At 43.9% G+C, this 18339-nt stretch carries 13 protein-coding genes and 3 tRNA genes; 15 read left to right on the forward strand and 1 reads right to left on the reverse strand.

The window, feature by feature from the left end; translation table 11 throughout:
• Window positions 1-13: 13 nt before the first annotated feature.
• The gene (coaA, locus tag HQQ94_RS02235; RefSeq protein ID WP_173292896.1) at window positions 14-964 is read right to left on the reverse strand and encodes a type I pantothenate kinase; all 951 of its coding nucleotides are present in this window, start codon (window positions 962-964) and stop codon (window positions 14-16) included.
• 231 nt (window positions 965-1195) lie between these two features.
• Here coaA and HQQ94_RS02240 point away from each other — a divergent pair.
• From HQQ94_RS02240 to fusA, 15 genes are all read left to right on the forward strand, one after another.
• A tRNA-Thr gene (locus HQQ94_RS02240) sits at window positions 1196-1271 on the forward strand.
• A gap of 7 nt (window positions 1272-1278) precedes the next feature.
• Window positions 1279-1363, forward strand: a tRNA-Tyr gene (locus HQQ94_RS02245).
• A gap of 33 nt (window positions 1364-1396) precedes the next feature.
• A tRNA-Gly gene (locus tag HQQ94_RS02250) sits at window positions 1397-1470 on the forward strand.
• 188 nt (window positions 1471-1658) lie between these two features.
• Window positions 1659-2843, forward strand: coding sequence for an elongation factor Tu (gene tuf / locus HQQ94_RS02255; RefSeq protein WP_173292897.1), 1185 nt, complete (start codon window positions 1659-1661; stop codon window positions 2841-2843).
• Between the two features lie 253 nt (window positions 2844-3096).
• Entirely contained in the window at window positions 3097-3468 is a 372-nt protein-coding gene (secE, locus tag HQQ94_RS02260; RefSeq protein ID WP_173292898.1) for a preprotein translocase subunit SecE, read from the forward strand.
• A 9-nt stretch (window positions 3469-3477) separates the two neighbouring features.
• On the forward strand, window positions 3478-4029 hold the full coding sequence (gene nusG, locus HQQ94_RS02265) for a transcription termination/antitermination protein NusG (RefSeq protein ID WP_173292899.1): 552 nt from the start codon (window positions 3478-3480) through the stop codon (window positions 4027-4029).
• A gap of 123 nt (window positions 4030-4152) precedes the next feature.
• Window positions 4153-4581: a 50S ribosomal protein L11 gene (rplK, locus tag HQQ94_RS02270; protein ID WP_173292900.1), complete on the forward strand. Its 429-nt coding sequence runs from the start codon at window positions 4153-4155 to the stop codon at window positions 4579-4581.
• Between the two features lie 4 nt (window positions 4582-4585).
• On the forward strand, window positions 4586-5287 hold the full coding sequence (gene rplA / locus HQQ94_RS02275; RefSeq protein ID WP_173292901.1) for a 50S ribosomal protein L1: 702 nt from the start codon (window positions 4586-4588) through the stop codon (window positions 5285-5287).
• Window positions 5288-5542: 255 nt separating this feature from the next.
• A complete protein-coding gene (gene rplJ, locus HQQ94_RS02280; protein ID WP_173292902.1) occupies window positions 5543-6043 on the forward strand; it encodes a 50S ribosomal protein L10 in 501 nt (166 codons plus the stop codon).
• A 45-nt stretch (window positions 6044-6088) separates the two neighbouring features.
• Window positions 6089-6454 carry a 50S ribosomal protein L7/L12 gene (rplL, locus tag HQQ94_RS02285; protein ID WP_173292903.1) on the forward strand — a complete coding sequence of 122 codons (366 nt, stop codon included), beginning with the start codon at window positions 6089-6091 and terminating at the stop codon, window positions 6452-6454.
• A gap of 238 nt (window positions 6455-6692) precedes the next feature.
• Window positions 6693-10724 (forward strand): DNA-directed RNA polymerase subunit beta, encoded by a 4032-nt coding sequence (gene rpoB / locus HQQ94_RS02290; protein ID WP_173292904.1) that lies wholly within the window; start codon window positions 6693-6695, stop codon window positions 10722-10724.
• Between the two features lie 80 nt (window positions 10725-10804).
• Window positions 10805-15019: a DNA-directed RNA polymerase subunit beta' gene (gene rpoC / locus HQQ94_RS02295; RefSeq protein ID WP_173292905.1), complete on the forward strand. Its 4215-nt coding sequence runs from the start codon at window positions 10805-10807 to the stop codon at window positions 15017-15019.
• Window positions 15020-15209: 190 nt separating this feature from the next.
• Window positions 15210-15584 carry a 30S ribosomal protein S12 gene (gene rpsL / locus HQQ94_RS02300; RefSeq protein WP_012327264.1) on the forward strand — a complete coding sequence of 125 codons (375 nt, stop codon included), beginning with the start codon at window positions 15210-15212 and terminating at the stop codon, window positions 15582-15584.
• Window positions 15585-15664: 80 nt separating this feature from the next.
• Window positions 15665-16135 carry a 30S ribosomal protein S7 gene (gene rpsG / locus HQQ94_RS02305; protein ID WP_173292906.1) on the forward strand — a complete coding sequence of 157 codons (471 nt, stop codon included), beginning with the start codon at window positions 15665-15667 and terminating at the stop codon, window positions 16133-16135.
• 75 nt (window positions 16136-16210) lie between these two features.
• Complete coding sequence (gene fusA, locus HQQ94_RS02310; RefSeq protein ID WP_173292907.1) at window positions 16211-18307, forward strand: elongation factor G; 2097 nt, start codon at window positions 16211-16213, stop codon at window positions 18305-18307.
• The last annotated feature ends 32 nt before the right edge of the window (window positions 18308-18339 follow it).

Genomic DNA, 18339 nt, shown 5'->3' on the forward strand with positions numbered 1-18339 from the left:
GGCACTGCTTAGATTATTTACGCAGGAGTACTTGGTTCATTAGGTGATCGTCACCTTTTTGTAAGATCAAATGAGCACGATCTCGGGTAGGTTCGATGTTAAGTTTAAGGTTTGGACCGTTGATTGTGTCCCAAATATTTGCGGCTGTCATTGTTGCTTGGGCATCATCGAGTTTTGAATAGTGATGAAAGTAGGAATTTTCATCACTAAATGCCCCACCTCTAAATTGTAGAAATCGGTCAATGTACCAGCTTTTTAATAATGGTTCTTGGGCGTCGACATAAATTGAAAAATCGACAAAGTCGGATACAAAAGGCTGCTGAATACCGGCGATGGTATCTTGGCTTGTTTGGAGAACATTTAAGCCTTCAATGATTAAAATATCCGGCTGTTCGATCGGCTGGTAATTATCAGTGATCCTGTCATAGATCACATGAGAGTACAGTGGGGCTTTCACATGAGGGTTTCCAGCTTTGATATTTGAGATGAATTCAACCAGCATTTTCATGTCATAACTTTCAGGGAAGCCTTTACGTTGCAAAAGTCCTTTCTGTTTTAACTCTGCCAGTGGGAATAAAAAGCCATCGGTTGTGACAAGATCGACTCTTGGATGTTCTGCCCATTGGCTTAATAATGCCTGCAATATACGTGCAGTCGTGCTTTTACCTACAGCGACGCTGCCAGCAATACTAATAATATAAGGGCGTTTAGGGGGTTGCCTTCCTAGAAATTCATTAAGTACCAAACCCCGCTGCTGTCTCGCGCCGACGATAAGGTTAAGTAGGCGGCTAAGAGGCAAGTAGATGTCGGTGACCTCTGTAAGGGATAATTTCTCATTTATACCTCTAAGATCAGCGAGCTCAGGCTCGTTTAGTGTTAAAGGTACCGATTCTCTTAATTCGGCCCACTGGGTTCTTTGAAATGCAAGATAAAGAGCGGTGTGAATTTGATTTTCGGATGTCATTGGCTTTCTCTCCTTTGAGGAGGCACAGTACACTAACAAATAATCATGAACAATAATAAAGGTTCGTTTACAGCCTATGTTTCTTTTAATGCGCTACAAGTGTTGAAATTATAAACGTAAAGCTGTTTTTGTAACCGTAAAACTCATTAAAAGCATTTTTTTTGATTTTATTTCTATTTTGCTATTGCACTTGTGCCGACATTTCCATAATATCCGCTACCGAAATGACACGCCGGCATAGCTCAGTTGGTAGAGCAACTGACTTGTAATCAGTAGGTCCCGAGTTCGACTCTTGGTGCCGGCACCATTTCTCTGGAGGGGTTCCCGAGTGGCCAAAGGGATCAGACTGTAAATCTGACGGCTCAGCCTTCGAAGGTTCGAATCCTTCTCCCTCCACCAATTTCTAAAGAGTTAGGTAACCTAGTAGGTTGCGCGGATGTCGTATAATGGTATTACTCCAGCCTTCCAAGCTGATAACGCGGGTTCGATTCCCGCCATCCGCTCCAATATTCGCTGAAAGCACTTATCTAAAGTGCGCCCTTAAAAGGGGTTAGGTTATTAAATACTACCCTTTCAGCGCCAACCTGTTAACATATCTAACTAAAAAAATAAATCGATTCGATGCTTTTCTAAATGCATCGGATTTTTTGTTATACGCGGTTTAATCACCAAGATATCTGATTGGGGCAATACCATGGCTAAAGAAAAATTTGAACGTAATAAACCACATGTAAACGTTGGTACTATCGGTCACGTTGACCATGGTAAAACAACGCTTACAGCTGCTATCTCTGCAGTATTGTCAAAAGTTTATGGTGGTGAAGTTAAAGACTTCGCTCAAATCGATAACGCTCCAGAAGAGCGTGAGCGTGGTATTACAATTAATACTTCTCACATCGAATATGACACACCAGCTCGTCACTACGCACACGTAGATTGCCCAGGTCACGCCGATTATGTTAAAAACATGATCACAGGTGCTGCTCAAATGGATGGTGCAATTTTAGTGGTTGCAGCAACAGACGGCCCAATGCCACAGACTCGTGAGCACATCCTGCTTTCTCGTCAGGTTGGTGTTCCTTTCATCATCGTATTCATGAACAAATGTGACATGGTTGATGATGAAGAGCTGCTTGAGCTAGTTGAAATGGAAGTACGTGAATTGCTTTCTGAATATGACTTCCCAGGTGATGACCTTCCGGTTATCCAGGGTTCAGCGCTTAAAGCCCTTGAAGGCGAAAAAGCTTATGAAGATAAAATTGTTGAGCTTGCAGAAGCACTCGATACTTATATCCCAGAGCCAGAGCGTGCTATTGACGGCGCATTTTTGCTGCCAATCGAAGATGTATTCTCAATCTCAGGACGTGGTACCGTTGTAACTGGTCGTGTAGAGCGCGGTATCATCAAAGTGGGTGAAGCAGTAGAAATCGTTGGTATCAAAGATACAACAACGACAACGTGTACTGGTGTCGAAATGTTCCGTAAACTGCTTGACGAAGGTCGTGCAGGCGAGAACTGTGGTGTACTTTTACGTGGTACTAAGCGTGAAGATGTAGAACGTGGTCAAGTACTTGCTAAGCCTGGTTCAATTAACCCACATACGACTTTCCAATCGGAAATTTATGTGTTGTCAAAAGAAGAAGGTGGACGTCATACTCCATTCTTTAAAGGTTACCGCCCACAGTTTTACTTCCGTACAACGGACGTGACTGGTACTATCGAATTGCCAGAAGGCGTAGAGATGGTAATGCCTGGTGATAATGTACAAATGACGGTTACATTAATCAACCCAATCGCGATGGATGAAGGTTTACGCTTCGCTATCCGTGAAGGTGGCCGTACAGTTGGTGCTGGTGTTGTAGCTAAAATCATCGCTTAATTGTGATTTTATCTAAACATCAAAAGGAAGCTTAGGCTTCCTTTTTGTTTTTTTACATATATTCTGGCTAAGTTGATGGTTGTAATCTTGCTTAGTCGATAGAATAAGCATACAATCCATGGCCGATTTTTGACCCTTTGTGCTTACATTTGGCTCTTAATAGTGTAGGTTGAAAAATATGGTGGCCCGATGTGTTTGCGTGTAACCATAAGCTAAATGAAGCGCAGGTCGTAGTGAGTAACGGAACTAACCGATGACAACAAATACTGAAAACCAGAGTAATTCTCTGGATATTGTAAAGTGGGCTTTTGTCGCTATTTTAGTGGCTGTCGCTATTGTGTGCAACCAGATATATAGCGAAGCGAGTGTGTTGATCCGTGCGATCAGTGTCGTCGTCGCTTTTGTTATTGCTGGGTTTATTGCATTGCAAACTGAAAAGGGCAAACAGGCGCTAACGTTTGCTCGAGAAGCACAGATAGAAGTGCGTAAGGTTGTTTGGCCTACGCGTCAAGAAGCGTTAAATACAACATTTATTGTATTAGCGGCGACCGGTGTACTGGCGTTAATCCTTTGGGGCATGGACGCTGTATTACTGAGAATTGTTAATTTTATCACAGGCGTATAGGCATTTCGAATGACTGAAGCAACTGAAGCTAAAAAAAGATGGTACGTAGTCCAGGCATTTTCTGGTTATGAGGGCCGTGTAAGTAAGACTTTGCATGAATATATTCAGATGCACAGTATGGAGCAGTATTTCGGTGAAATACTTGTTCCTACAGAAGAAGTTGTAGAAATGCGTGCTGGCCAACGCCGTAAAAGTGAGCGTAAATTCTTTCCAGGCTATGTGTTAGTGCAAATGGAAATGAATGATGACAGCTGGCATTTAGTGAAAAGTATTCCACGCGTAATGGGCTTTATTGGCGGCACGTCAGATCGTCCAGCTCCGATATCTGATAAAGAAGCTGATGCGATTCTTCAGCGCTTACAAGAGACGACAGAGACGCCAACTCATCGTATTATCTTTGAGCCTGGTGAGCTTGTTCGTGTTACTGATGGACCGTTCGCTGACTTTAACGGTACCGTTGAAGAAGTTGATTACGAGAAAAATCGTGTAAAAGTTTCGGTTATGATCTTTGGTCGTTCTACCCCTGTAGAGCTTGATTTCGGTCAGATCGAAAAAAGCTGATTAAAATAAACACAAAAAATATTTGGACTCGGTGCTGATTTATTGTAGAATCTGCACCCACTATTTTCGGGGAGCTCGTTAGCATTATGCTAATGGCGTTTGAACCCATACTGAGGAAATCTCATGGCTAAGAAAGTTGATGGTTACATCAAGCTACAAGTAGCAGCCGGTGCTGCAAACCCGTCGCCACCAGTCGGTCCTGCATTGGGTCAGAAAGGTGTTAATATCATGGAATTTTGTAAAGCATTCAATGCTCGTACTGAAAAGTTCGAGAAAGGTATGCCGATCCCTGTCGTTATCACTGTCTATACTGACCGTTCTTTTACTTTTGAAACAAAGACACCGCCTGCATCTTTCCTACTGCTTAAAGCAGCAGGTTTGAAATCTGGTTCTGGTCGTCCTAACACTGAAAAAGTGGGAACTATCAAGCGTAGCGCTGTTCAGGAAATTGCTGAAACAAAAGCAGCGGATATGACTGGTGCTGATATTGAAGCGATGACTCGTTCAATTGAAGGCACTGCGATTTCAATGGGTTTGGTAGTAGAGGATTAATATAATGGCAAAGCTAACTAAACGCGCTCGTTTGATACGCGAAAAAGTAGAAGTAACTAAAAACTACGATATCAATGAAGCGATTACACTTCTTAAAGAACTTGCGACAGCTAAGTTTGTTGAAAGTGTTGATGTCGCTGTGAATTTGGGTGTTGATCCGCGCAAATCTGATCAAAACGTTCGTGGTGCTACAGTACTTCCACACGGCACTGGTCGTGATGTTCGTGTTGCAGTATTCACTCAAGGTGCTAATGCTGAAGCGGCAACCGCTGCTGGTGCAGAGCTAGTTGGTATGGATGATCTTGCTGCACAAGTTAAAGCGGGCGAAATGAACTTTGATGTTGTCATTGCTTCTCCTGATGCGATGCGTGTTGTTGGTCAGTTGGGTCAAATTTTAGGCCCACGTGGTTTAATGCCTAATCCAAAGACTGGCACTGTCACACCTAATGTTGCTGAAGCTGTTAAAAATGCTAAAGCGGGTCAAGTTCGTTATCGTACAGACAAAAATGGTATTATTCACACTACTATCGGTAAAGTAGATTTTGAAAATGCCAAACTTCAAGAAAACCTAGAGGCACTTATTGGTGCACTAGTAAAAGCTAAGCCAGCTTCTGCTAAAGGCGTTTTCCTTAAGAAAGTAAGCATCTCTACCACTATGGGTGCGGGTGTAGCAGTTGATCAGGCTACACTAGCTAAAGCGGTATAAGTTTTACAAAGTGTGTGCATTCAACTATACTGCGCGCACTTTGTGGGTTGAGGCTTGTTTTATCATTAGTGATAAAATGTAGGCTTCCGTCCAAGACCGTAGGTGTTAGCCTAAAAGCTGACTTAATTTCCTACGTAGACGGTGTCGAACCCCAGAATTTTTTTACTGGATAAGCACCGTAAGTCGCTAAACATTTAGGTGTTTAGCATGGTAATTACTAGGGAATTCCCTAGATAGAATCCAGGAGTAAAGCCAATGGCATTAGGACTCGAAGACAAAAAAGCAATTGTTGCTGAAGTCAACGAAGCTGCCAAAGGTGCTTTATCTGCAGTTGTAGCCGATTCACGCGGTGTAACTGTAGGTGAAATGACCGGTCTGCGTAAAGCAGCTCGCGAAGCAGGAGTGTACATTAGAGTTGTACGTAACACTCTTGTTAAACGCGCTGTTGAAGGTACTGATTTTGAGTGCCTTAACGATACGTTTACTGGTCCTACTTTAATTGCATTTTCTCATGAGCACCCAGGTGCTGCAGCGCGTCTTCTTAAAGATTTCGCGGTTGCACAACAGAAGTTTGAAATTAAAGCAGCAGCCTTTGAAGGGGAAATAATCCCTGCAGCAGATATTGATCGTTTAGCGAAATTGCCAACGTACGACGAAGCACTAGCTCAGTTGATGATGACAATGAAAGAAGCATCTGCTGGCAAATTTGTACGTACTCTGGCCGCACTTCGCGATCAAAAAGAAGAAGCAGCTTAAGTTTACACTTACTGCTTAAATTCAGAACATTAGGAATTTTTTGTTATGTCTATCACTAAAGACCAAATCTTAGAAGCCTTTGCAGAAATGTCTGTAATGGAAGTTGTTGAACTCATCGAAGCAATGGAAGAGAAGTTCGGCGTATCTGCTGCAGCTGCTGTTGTTGCTGGCGGCGCTGATGCAGCTGCTGCTGTTGAGCAAACTGAATTTGACGTTATGATGACTTCATTCGGTGAAAACAAAGTTAAAGTAATTAAAGCACTACGTGGTGCTACAGGTCTTGGCCTGAAAGAAGCTAAAGCAATGGCTGAAGCTGCTCCTGTAGCAGTGAAAGAAGCTATCAGCAAAGAAGAAGCTGAAACACTTAAAGCTGAACTTGAAGAAGCTGGTGCTTCTGTAGAGATCAAGTAAGTTATCACTTAACTTACTCACCTGAGTCATCAGGTGTGGGCTGACGGTTTTTTAACCGTCGGCCTTTTTTGCGCTATATGCGTAGGCGATTTTTTTCTTCACCGTTTGTCGCCAGATAATGCAGTTCCTAGCAGAGATTACTGGTTAGGTTCTTGCCATCAACGGTGATGGGCAAACGTGCTGTTTCAATCAAATGATTGTTTCAGTCTTGGTCACATCTCGTAATCAGAGGAAACCCATGGTTTACTCCTATTCTGAAAAGAAGCGTATCCGCAAAGATTTTGGTAAACGTCCACAAGTTTTGGATATCCCTTATCTTTTGTCTATACAGTTGGACTCATTTAAGAAGTTCACCGATCAAGATCCTACCGGTGAGCGTGGTTTTGAAGCCGCTTTCCGTAGCGTTTTTCCCATCAAAAGTTTTTCTGGTAACTCAGAATTACAGTATGTTAGCTATAAGCTAGGCGAACCTGTTTTTGATGTGAAAGAGTGTCAAATTCGCGGTGTCACATACTGTGGACCTTTACGCGTTAAATTGCGTATGGTTTTGTATGATCGCGAAGCAGCGCCTGGTACGGTCAAAGATATTAAAGAACAAGAAGTGTATATGGGGGATATCCCTCTTATGACTGACAACGGTACTTTTGTTATCAATGGTACCGAGCGTGTTATTGTTTCTCAGTTACACCGCTCTCCTGGTGTATTCTTTGATCATGACCGTGGCAAGACCCACTCATCAGGTAAGGTGCTTTATAATGCACGCATTATTCCATACCGTGGTTCTTGGTTAGATTTTGAATTTGATCCTAAAGATGCGTTATTTGTCCGTATTGACCGTCGCCGTAAACTTGCAGCGTCGATCATTTTACGTGCATTAGACTATTCTACTCAGGATATTTTGGATCTGTTCTTCGATCGGGTTAACTTTAAGATCAAGAAAGATTCATTAGTCATGAATTTAGTCGCAGAGCGCCTTCGTGGTGAAACTGCTGGCTATGATATAAAAGATGGCGACGGTAATATTGTGGTTGATAAAGGGCGTCGTATTACAGCGCGTCATATTCGTCAACTAGAAAAAACCGACACGAGTGAACTCGAAGTCCCTGTCGATTACATTATCGGTAAAATAGCAGGTCAAGATTATATTGATCCCGATACGGGTGAAGTACTGGTGTCTGCCAATGCAGAGATGAGTCTTGAAGATCTCGCTAAGCTGTCTCTGGCTGGCATTAAAGAAATAAGCACACTATATATCAATGAACTTGATAACGGTGCTTATATGTCAGACACCTTACGTATCGATTCAACTACAAACCGTTTAGAGGCGTTAGTTGAAATTTATCGTATGATGCGTCCTGGCGAGCCACCAACCAAAGATGCTGCTGAAGCCTTATTCAATAATTTATTCTTCAGTGAAGAACGTTATGACCTCTCTAAAGTCGGTCGTATGAAGTTCAATCGTCGTTTAAGCATTGATGATGACGAAGGCACAGGTATTCTTTCTAAAGAAGATATCGTGGCCGTCATGAAAAACATCATCACTATCCGTAACGGTAATGATGAAGTTGATGATATCGATCACTTGGGTAACCGTCGTATTCGTAGTGTTGGTGAAATGGCTGAAAACCAGTTCCGTGTTGGTCTCGTTCGTGTAGAACGTGCCGTACGTGAACGTCTCAGTCTTGGCGATCTTAATGAGCTTATGCCACAAGATTTGATCAATGCCAAACCTATTTCAGCAGCGGTTAAAGAGTTCTTCGGTTCTTCTCAGCTGTCTCAGTTTATGGATCAAAACAACCCACTTTCAGAAGTGACTCATAAGCGTCGTATTTCGGCTCTTGGTCCTGGTGGTTTGACTCGTGAACGTGCTGGTTTTGAAGTGCGAGATGTACACCCTACTCACTATGGTCGTTTGTGCCCAATTGAGACCCCTGAAGGTCCAAACATTGGTCTAATCAACTCATTAGCGAGTTTTGCTCGTACCAACTCTTACGGTTTCCTTGAAACACCTTACCGCAAAGTACTTGATGGTGTGGTGACAGATCAGATTGATTATCTATCTGCAATCGAAGAAGGCCGTTATGTCATTGCACAGGCAATCGTCGATTTAGATGCCAATGGTCGTATGCTCGATGAGCTCATTGCTTGTCGTCACAAAGGTGATTCAACCTTTATGACCCCGGCAGACATCCAATATATGGATGTATCGCCACAGCAAATCATTTCAGTGGCTGCATCTCTTATTCCATTCTTGGAACATGATGATGCTAACCGTGCATTGATGGGTGCGAACATGCAACGTCAAGCAGTACCTACATTACGTGCTGATAAGCCGCTTGTTGGTACGGGTATCGAGCGTACACTGGCTGTTGATTCTGGTGTGGTTGTGGTTGCTAAGCGTGGCGGTTATATCGATTATGTCGATGCGAGTCGTATCGTTGTTAAGGTGAATGAATCTGAGCTACGTCCAGGCGAAGCCGGTATTGATATCTATAACCTGACAAAGTACACCCGTTCTAACCAAAACACATGTATTAACCAGCGTCCTTGTTGTGCGATGGGCGATCCAGTGGTGACTGGTGATGTTCTTGCTGATGGTCCATCTACCGATTTAGGTGATTTGGCTCTTGGACAGAACATGCGTATCGCGTTCATGCCTTGGAACGGTTACAACTTCGAAGATTCGATCCTTATCTCTGAGCGCGTTGCTCAAGAAGATCGCTTTACCACTATCCACATTCAGGAGCTTTCTTGTATCGCTCGTGATACTAAGTTGGGCAGTGAAGAAATTACGGCTGATATTCCAAACGTGGGTGAGTCTGCGCTTTCTAAGCTAGATGAATCAGGTATCGTTTATATTGGTGCTGAAGTGAAGGGCGGCGACATTCTGGTTGGTAAAGTGACACCTAAAGGTGAAACGCAACTGACACCAGAAGAGAAACTCCTCCGGGCTATTTTCGGTGAAAAAGCCTCTGACGTTAAAGACAGCTCATTACGCGTACCTAACTCTGTTAAAGGGACTATCATCGACGTACAGGTATTTACCCGTGATGGCGTTGAAAAAGACAAGCGTGCTGTTGAAATCGAAGAGATGCATGTTGGTCAAGCTAAGAAAGATTTGACTGAAGAGTTTCAAATCCTCGAAGAGGGTGTTTATGGCCGTGCACGTAATGTGCTACTCAGTGCAGGCATGGATCAGGCTCAACTTGATACTATTCCACGTTCACGACTACTTGAACAAAGTGTTGATGACGAAGATAAGCAAACTGAGCTAGAGCAACTTGCCGAGCAACATGACGAACTGAGAGCAGATTTCGATAAGAAGTTTGAAGTTAAACGTCGTAAAATTACCCAAGGTGATGATTTAGCCCCTGGCGTACTTAAGATAGTTAAGGTTTACCTTGCTGTTAAACGTACAATTCAGCCTGGTGATAAAATGGCGGGGCGTCATGGTAACAAGGGTGTGATCTCTAAGATTAATCCTGTTGAAGACATGCCTTACGATGAAAATGGTAACCCTATTGACATCGTGTTAAACCCGCTTGGTGTACCATCACGTATGAACATCGGTCAGGTTCTTGAAGTGCACATGGGTGCTGCAGCGAAAGGTATCGGTGATAAAATCACTGCAATGCTTGAAGAGCAGCGTGAATTAGCAGAACTTCGTGGCTACATTAAAAATGTGTATGAGTTAGGTGATGAAGTGCAACAGCGCGTCGACATTAATTCATTTACAGATGATGAAGTTGTTCGTCTTGCTAAAAACCTAAAAGGTGGGATCCCTATTGCGACTCCAGCATTCGATGGCGCCAAAGAGAAAGAAATTAAGGAAATGCTAGCGCTTGCTGGTCTTCCTACTTCTGGACAGCGTAAATTGTTTGATGGCCGTACTGGTGATGAATTTGAGCGTGAAGTAACCGTAGGTTACATGTACATGCTTAAACTTAACCACTTGGTTGACGATAAGATGCATGCTCGTTCTACGGGTTCATACAGTCTTGTTACTCAACAGCCATTAGGCGGTAAAGCGCAGTTTGGTGGTCAGCGTTTTGGTGAGATGGAAGTGTGGGCACTAGAAGCATACGGTGCCGCTTATACGCTTCAAGAAATGCTCACTGTGAAATCTGATGATGTCAACGGTCGTACCAATATGTATAAAAATATTGTCGACGGTAATCACCAGATGCAACCAGGCATGCCAGAGTCTTTCAACGTATTGTTGAAGGAGATCCGTTCACTCGGTATTAATATCGAGTTGGATCAAGACTAAAACTAACTGAGGTTAGTTTGGCAATAAATAGGTGTCCTACAATTGTGGGGCACCCGGTTTAACTCCTTCAGGAGAGAAACGTGAAAGACTTATTAAAGTTTCTGAAACAGCAAAGCAAGACCGAAGAATTTAACGGTATTAAGATCGGACTCGCGTCGCCAGATCTTATCCGTTCTTGGTCATTTGGTGAAGTTAAGAAGCCAGAAACCATTAACTACCGTACCTTTAAACCTGAGCGTGAAGGCTTATTTTGTGCGCGTATTTTTGGTCCAGTAAAAGATTATGAATGTTTATGCGGTAAGTATAAACGTCTTAAGCACCGTGGTGTGATCTGTGAGAAGTGTGGCGTTGAAGTGACACAGACTAAAGTACGCCGTGAGCGTATGGGTCACATCGATCTTGCTAGCCCAGTGGCGCATATCTGGTTTCTAAAATCACTGCCATCTCGTATCGGCTTAATGCTGGATATGACTCTGCGTGACATCGAACGTGTACTTTACTTCGAATCTTTCGTGGTGATAGAGCCTGGCATGACCAGTCTTGAACGTGGTCAGATGTTGACAGAAGAAAGCTATCTGGATGCATTAGAAGAATACGGCGATGAATTTGAAGCTAAGATGGGTGCTGAAGCAGTTTTAGAATTGCTACGTGCTATCGAGCTTGAAAAAGAGATTGAGATGATGCGCGAAGAGTTGCCATCAATTAACTCTGAAACTCGTCGTAAAAAGATCACCAAGCGCCTTAAGCTTATTGAAGCTTTTTTCACTTCAGGCAACAAGCCTGAGTGGATGATCCTTAAAGTGCTACCTGTTCTGCCACCCGATCTACGTCCTCTAGTACCACTCGATGGCGGACGTTTTGCTACCTCTGATCTTAACGACCTTTACCGTCGTGTGATCAACCGTAACAATCGTTTAAAGCGTCTGCTAGATCTTGCCGCTCCTGATATCATCGTACGTAACGAAAAGCGTATGTTGCAAGAGTCTGTCGATGCCTTGCTAGATAACGGTCGTCGTGGACGTGCTATCACAGGTTCTAACAAGCGTCCGCTTAAATCTTTGGCCGATATGATCAAAGGTAAGCAAGGTCGTTTCCGTCAGAACTTGCTCGGTAAGCGTGTGGATTATTCAGGTCGTTCGGTTATTACCGTAGGGCCAACTCTACGCTTACATCAGTGTGGTCTTCCTAAGAAGATGGCACTTGAGCTATTTAAGCCTTTCATCTATGGCAAGCTAGAAGGTCGTGGTTTAGCGACAACGATTAAAGCTGCTAAAAAGATGGTTGAGCGTGAAGTGCCTGAAGTTTGGGATGTGCTCGACGATGTGATCCGCGAACATCCAGTGATGCTTAACCGTGCACCAACATTGCACAGACTAGGTATCCAGGCATTTGAGCCAGTACTTATTGAAGGTAAAGCGATTCAGCTTCATCCATTGGTTTGTGCGGCATACAACGCCGATTTCGATGGTGACCAAATGGCTGTTCACGTGCCGCTAACGCTGGAAGCTCAGCTAGAAGCACGTTCACTCATGATGTCTACCAATAACATCCTTTCACCTGCAAACGGTGAGCCTGTGATCACACCATCACAGGATGTTGTATTGGGTCTTTACTACACCAGCCGTTCGTGTGTTAACGGTAAAGGTGAAGGTATGGCATTTGAGTCTATTGATGAAGTCGAAAAGGCTTATCGTACTAAATTCGCCGCTATCCATGCTCGCGTTAAAGTACGGATCACTGAGACGCAAATTAGTGAAAATGGTGAGCGCACTGAAACTCGTCGTATCGTTGATACTACCGTTGGGCGTGCATTACTTTCGCGTATATTACCGAAAGGCTTATCTTATGATCTAGTTAACCAGAACATGGGTAAAAAGCAGATCTCCAAGCTACTGAACACCTGTTATCGCCAATTAGGTCTTAAAGATACCGTTATCTTTGCTGATCAATTGATGTATGCAGGTTTCCATTATGCGACGGTATCAGGTGCCTCAGTGGGCATTAATGATATGGTTATTCCAGATGAAAAGTACACGCTAGTTCGTGATGCTGAAGCGGAAGTTCTTGAAATTCAAGAGCAGTTCCAATCAGGTCTAGTAACAGCCGGTGAGCGTTACAATAAGGTCATCGATATCTGGGCAAGTGCGAACGAGAAAGTGTCTAAAGCCATGATGGAAAACTTGTCTACAGAGACAGTGATTAATCGTGATGGTGAACCTGAAGAGCAAGAATCGTTTAACAGTATCTATATGATGGCTGACTCGGGTGCTCGTGGTAGTGCTGCACAAATCCGTCAGTTAGCGGGTATGCGTGGTTTGATGGCTAAGCCTGATGGCTCAATTATCGAAACGCCTATTACCGCTAACTTCCGTGAAGGTCTTAACGTATCTCAATACTTTATTTCTACTCACGGTGCGCGTAAAGGTTTGGCAGATACGGCGCTTAAAACAGCAAACTCAGGTTATCTAACTCGTCGTCTGGTTGATGTTGCTCAAGATCTTGTTGTCATCGAAGATGATTGTGGCACGTTCGAAGGTCTGACAATGAAACCATTGATTGAAGGTGGTGATGTTGTTGAGCCGTTACGCGAACGCGTACTAGGTCGTGTTGTTGCGCTAGATGTATTCAAGCCAGGCACTGAAGAAGTGCTTGTGCCTCGTAATACACTGCTTGATGAAGCATGGTGTGACATCATTGAAGAGAATTCTATCGATGAGATGATTGTTCGCTCAGTGATTAGTTGTGATACCGATTTTGGTGTCTGTGCAGCGTGTTATGGTCGTGATTTGGCTCGTGGTCATATCATTAACCAAGGTGAGGCTATCGGCGTTGTTGCTGCTCAGTCTATCGGTGAGCCAGGTACACAGCTTACGATGCGTACCTTCCACATTGGTGGTGCAGCATCTCGAGCTTCAGCTGATAACAATGTTCAAGTTAAAAACTTGGGTTCACTGAAGCTACATAATGCTAAGCATGTGACCAACAGTGAAGGCAAGTTAGTTATTGTCTCTCGTTCATCTGAACTTGCTATTATTGATGAGCTTGGGCGCGAGAAAGAGCGCTACAGAGTTCCGTATGGTACAGTGCTTGAGAAGTTGGAAGATGGTGCCGTTGCACCTGGCGATATCATCGCTAACTGGGATCCGCATACTCATCCTATTGTCTCTGAAGTTGCCGGTATTATTAAGTTTGTTGATATGATTGACGGTGTCACTATGACACGTCAAACAGATGAACTGACAGGTCTGTCTTCTATTGTCGTGATGGAAGTAGGTCAGCGTCCTACTGCGGGTAAAGAGATGCGTCCAGCTATCTGTTTGCTTGGTAGTGATGGTAATGACTTGATGATCCCCGGAACTGAAGTTCCTGCGCAATATTTCTTGCCTGGTAATGCGATTGTTAACCAAGACGATAATGCGTCAATTAACGTCGGTGATGCGCTAGCGCGTATTCCACAAGAGTCATCAAAAACTCGTGATATTACCGGTGGTCTACCTCGCGTAGCCGATTTATTTGAAGCGCGTAAGCCGAAAGAGCCAGCCATTCTTGCTGAGCACTCAGGTACTATCTCGTTCGGTAAAGAGACTAAGGGTAAGCGTCGCTTGGTTATTACCCCAGCTGATGGCGGTGAGCACTATGAAGAGATGATCCCTAAGTGGCGTAACTTGAACGTGTTCGAAGGTGAAAAAGTCGAACGTGGTGAGGTTATTGCTGATGGTGCAGAAGCTGCGCATGATATTCTACGTTTACGTGGGATCCATAAAGTGGCTAACTACATTGTTAATGAAGTCCAAGAAGTCTACCGTCTTCAGGGCGTAAAAATTAACGATAAGCACATTGAAGTCATTATTCGCCAAATGCTACGTAAGTGTGAAATCACTAACGCAGGTGATAGTGATTTCTTAGCTGGAGAGCAGGCTGAAGTTTCTCGTGTTAAAATAGCGAACCGTGAACTTGTTGAACAAGGTAAGCAGCCTGCTACGTTTAGCCGTGAACTACTTGGTATTACTAAGGCATCACTAGCGACTGAGTCATTTATCTCAGCAGCATCGTTCCAGGAGACCACTCGTGTTCTTACTGAAGCCGCTGTTGGTGGTAAGAAAGACAAACTTCGTGGTCTTAAAGAGAACGTGATCGTGGGTCGTTTGATCCCTGCAGGTACGGGGTACTCGTATCATCAGAAGCGTAATCTTGCCGCTCTTGGTAAACCAACAGAAGTTACACCAGTGATTAGTGCGAGTGAAGCAGAGCAGAACCTTGCTGATTTACTTAATCTTGCTGGAAGTGCCGATTAATTTCGGACTTGAAAAGTAAATAAATGGCAAAAAAGGCGCAAAAAGCGCCTTTTTTTACTTTATATTGGTTAAAACTTGTCTATTTCTTGACAGATGAGCATTACCTTTCTAAAATTTCGCGTCCCACACCTGTGGGATATAGATTTTTCACACCTTACTGTTGAGTTTATCAACTGATTCGGAGCAATACATGGCAACTGTAAACCAGTTGGTACGTAAGCCTCGTGCGCCAAAAGTCGACAAGACTAATGTGCCTGCGTTGAATGCGTGTCCACAAAAACGTGGTGTTTGTACTCGTGTATACACAACCACACCAAAAAAACCTAACTCTGCACTACGTAAAGTAGCTCGTGTGCGTCTTACTAACGGTTTCGAAGTGACTTCGTACATCGGCGGTGAAGGCCACAACTTGCAGGAACACAGTGTAATTCTAATCCGTGGTGGTCGTGTTAAAGATCTACCAGGTGTGCGTTATCACACTGTTCGTGGCGCTTTAGATTGTGCTGGCGTAAGTGAACGTCGTCAAGGACGTTCAAAGTACGGTGCTAAGCGTCCTAAGTCTTAACGTTTTCCGTTAAGTAAGGCCAAGCTAGATTATATTGAGATTCCAGTTTTGGGGTCCCTGAAGCATACGGAGAAATTGTTATGCCAAGACGTCGCGTTGTAGGACAACGTAAAATCCTACCAGATCCAAAGTTTAATAGTGAGTTGTTGGCTAAGTTCATCAACGTCATTATGCAGGACGGCAAAAAGTCGACTGCAGAAAAAATTATTTACAAGGCACTAGACACTGCATCTGAAAAGAAAAGTGAAGAACACTTAGTGATCCTTGAAGCAGCCCTGGAAAATGTTCGCCCTTCAGTCGAAGTTAAGTCTCGTCGTGTTGGTGGTTCTACTTACCAGGTACCATGTGAAGTACGCCCAGTTCGTCGTAATGCATTGGGTATGCGTTGGTTAGTTGAAGCTGCTCGTAAGCGTGGTGAAAAATCTATGGCTCTACGTCTAGCCGGTGAATTGCTAGACGCTTCAGATAACAAAGGTACTGCTGTTAAGAAGCGCGAAGATGTGCATCGTATGGCAGAAGCAAACAAAGCGTTTGCTCATTACCGCTGGTAATCTGATGGAGCTGGCATTTGCCAGCTCCATATTCTACATCTCTAAGACACTTGTCTTAGTTAAGAGGGTTTAAACGTGGCTCGTACAACTCCTATTGAGCATTATCGTAATATTGGTATTTGTGCTCATGTTGACGCAGGAAAAACCACAACGACAGAACGCGTTCTGTTCTATACCGGTGTTTCTCATAAGATCGGTGAGGTTCATAATGGCGCAGCCACGATGGACTGGATGGAACAGGAGCAGGAGCGTGGCATTACCATTACTTCTGCTGCAACTACTGCGTTTTGGAGTGGTATGGAGGCTCAGTATTCTGAGCACCGTATTAACATTATCGATACCCCTGGGCATGTGGACTTCACGATTGAAGTTGAACGTTCATTACGGGTGCTTGATGGTGCTGTGGTTGTTTTCTGTGGCTCATCAGGTGTTGAACCACAATCTGAAACTGTTTGGCGTCAAGCTGATAAGTATCATGTACCGCGTATAGTGTTCGTCAATAAGATGGATCGTGCTGGTGCAGACTTTGATAGTGTGATTGAACAGATCCGCAACCGTCTGGGAGCAACTTGTGTACCGGTTCAAATGAACATTGGTGCAGAAGAAGAGTTTAAAGGCGTGATTGACTTGATTAAAATGAAGGCCATTAACTGGTCTGAAAGCGATCAAGGGACATCATTCTCCTATGAGGATATTCCTGCTGAGTTGGCTGATAAAGCTGCCGATATGCGTGAATACTTAGTTGAAACAGCCGCTGAGGCATCTGATGAACTGATGGAGAAATACCTTGAAGAAGGTGAGCTATCAGAACAAGAGATTAAAGCTGCTCTGCGTCAACGTACTCTTGCTAATGAGATCATACTCGCGACCTGTGGTTCTGCATTTAAGAACAAGGGTGTGCAAGCGGTTCTCGATGCTGTTATTGATTATTTGCCATCTCCGGTTGAGGTCCATGCAATAAAGGGCCTTGGTGAGAAAGAAGAAGAAGTTTTGTGTCCTGCGGACGACGAAGCCCCTTTTGCTGCTTTGGCATTTAAAATTGCAACAGACCCATTTGTCGGTACATTAACTTTTATACGCGTTTATTCGGGTGTATTAGAGACGGGTGCTGCGGTCTATAATTCAGTGAAAGAAAAGCGGGAACGCATCGGTCGTATGGTGCAAATGCACGCAAACGATCGCCAAGAGATTAAAGAAGTTCGCGCTGGTGACATCGCAGCTGCTATTGGTCTTAAGGACGTCACTACAGGTGATACACTTTGTGATATTAGTCGCAAAGTCATCTTAGAGCGTATGGATTTTCCTGAGCCAGTTATTACGATAGCGGTGGAGCCAAGATCCCAAGCAGATGAGCAAAAGATGGGAATTGCTTTGCAAAAGCTTGCAGCTGAAGATCCCTCTTTTCGTGTTGAAACCGATCCTGAATCTGGTCAAACACTGATATCTGGTATGGGAGAGTTACATTTAGACATCATCGTTGACCGTATGCGTCGCGAATTCAGTGTTAATTGTAATGTAGGTAAACCACAAGTCGCTTATCGTGAAACGATTCGCTCGAGTGTAGAAGTCGAAGGTAAATTTGTACGTCAATCAGGTGGCCGAGGTCAATTTGGTCACGTGTGGTTGAAGCTAGAGCCTCAAGAAGAAGGTTTTGGTTACGAATTTGTCAACGAGATTGTTGGTGGTGCTGTTCCAAAAGAATACATCCCATCAGTAGATAAAGGTATTCAAGAGCAGATGAAGAGCGGTGTTATCGCAGGCTTCCCTCTTTTGGATGTCAAGGTTAGTTTGTTTGACGGTTCATATCATGATGTGGACTCAAATGAAATGGCCTTTAAGGTTGCAGGATCTATGGGTTTTAAAAAGGGCGCTTTAGAAGCTGACCCCGTACTTTTAGAACCTTGCATGAAAGTCGAAGTAACAACTCCTGAGGATTATATGGGAGATGTTGTTGGGGACCTCAACCGACGTCGTGGTTTGATCGAAGGTATGGATGACGGCATTGCCGGCGTCAAACTCGTTCATGCTACTGTACCGTTATCGGAAATGTTTGGATATGCAACTGATTTGCGCTCAGCGACTCAGGGTCGTGCTTCTTACTCTATGGAGTTTTTGAAGTACTCTGATGCGCCGCCAAACATTGCTAAAGCGGTTATGGATGCACGAGGCTAATCGCCCGTTATCGTAACTGTCAATTTAATTGC

The organism is Shewanella sp. VB17 (genome assembly GCF_013248905.1).
Lineage (GTDB): Bacteria > Pseudomonadota > Gammaproteobacteria > Enterobacterales > Shewanellaceae > Shewanella.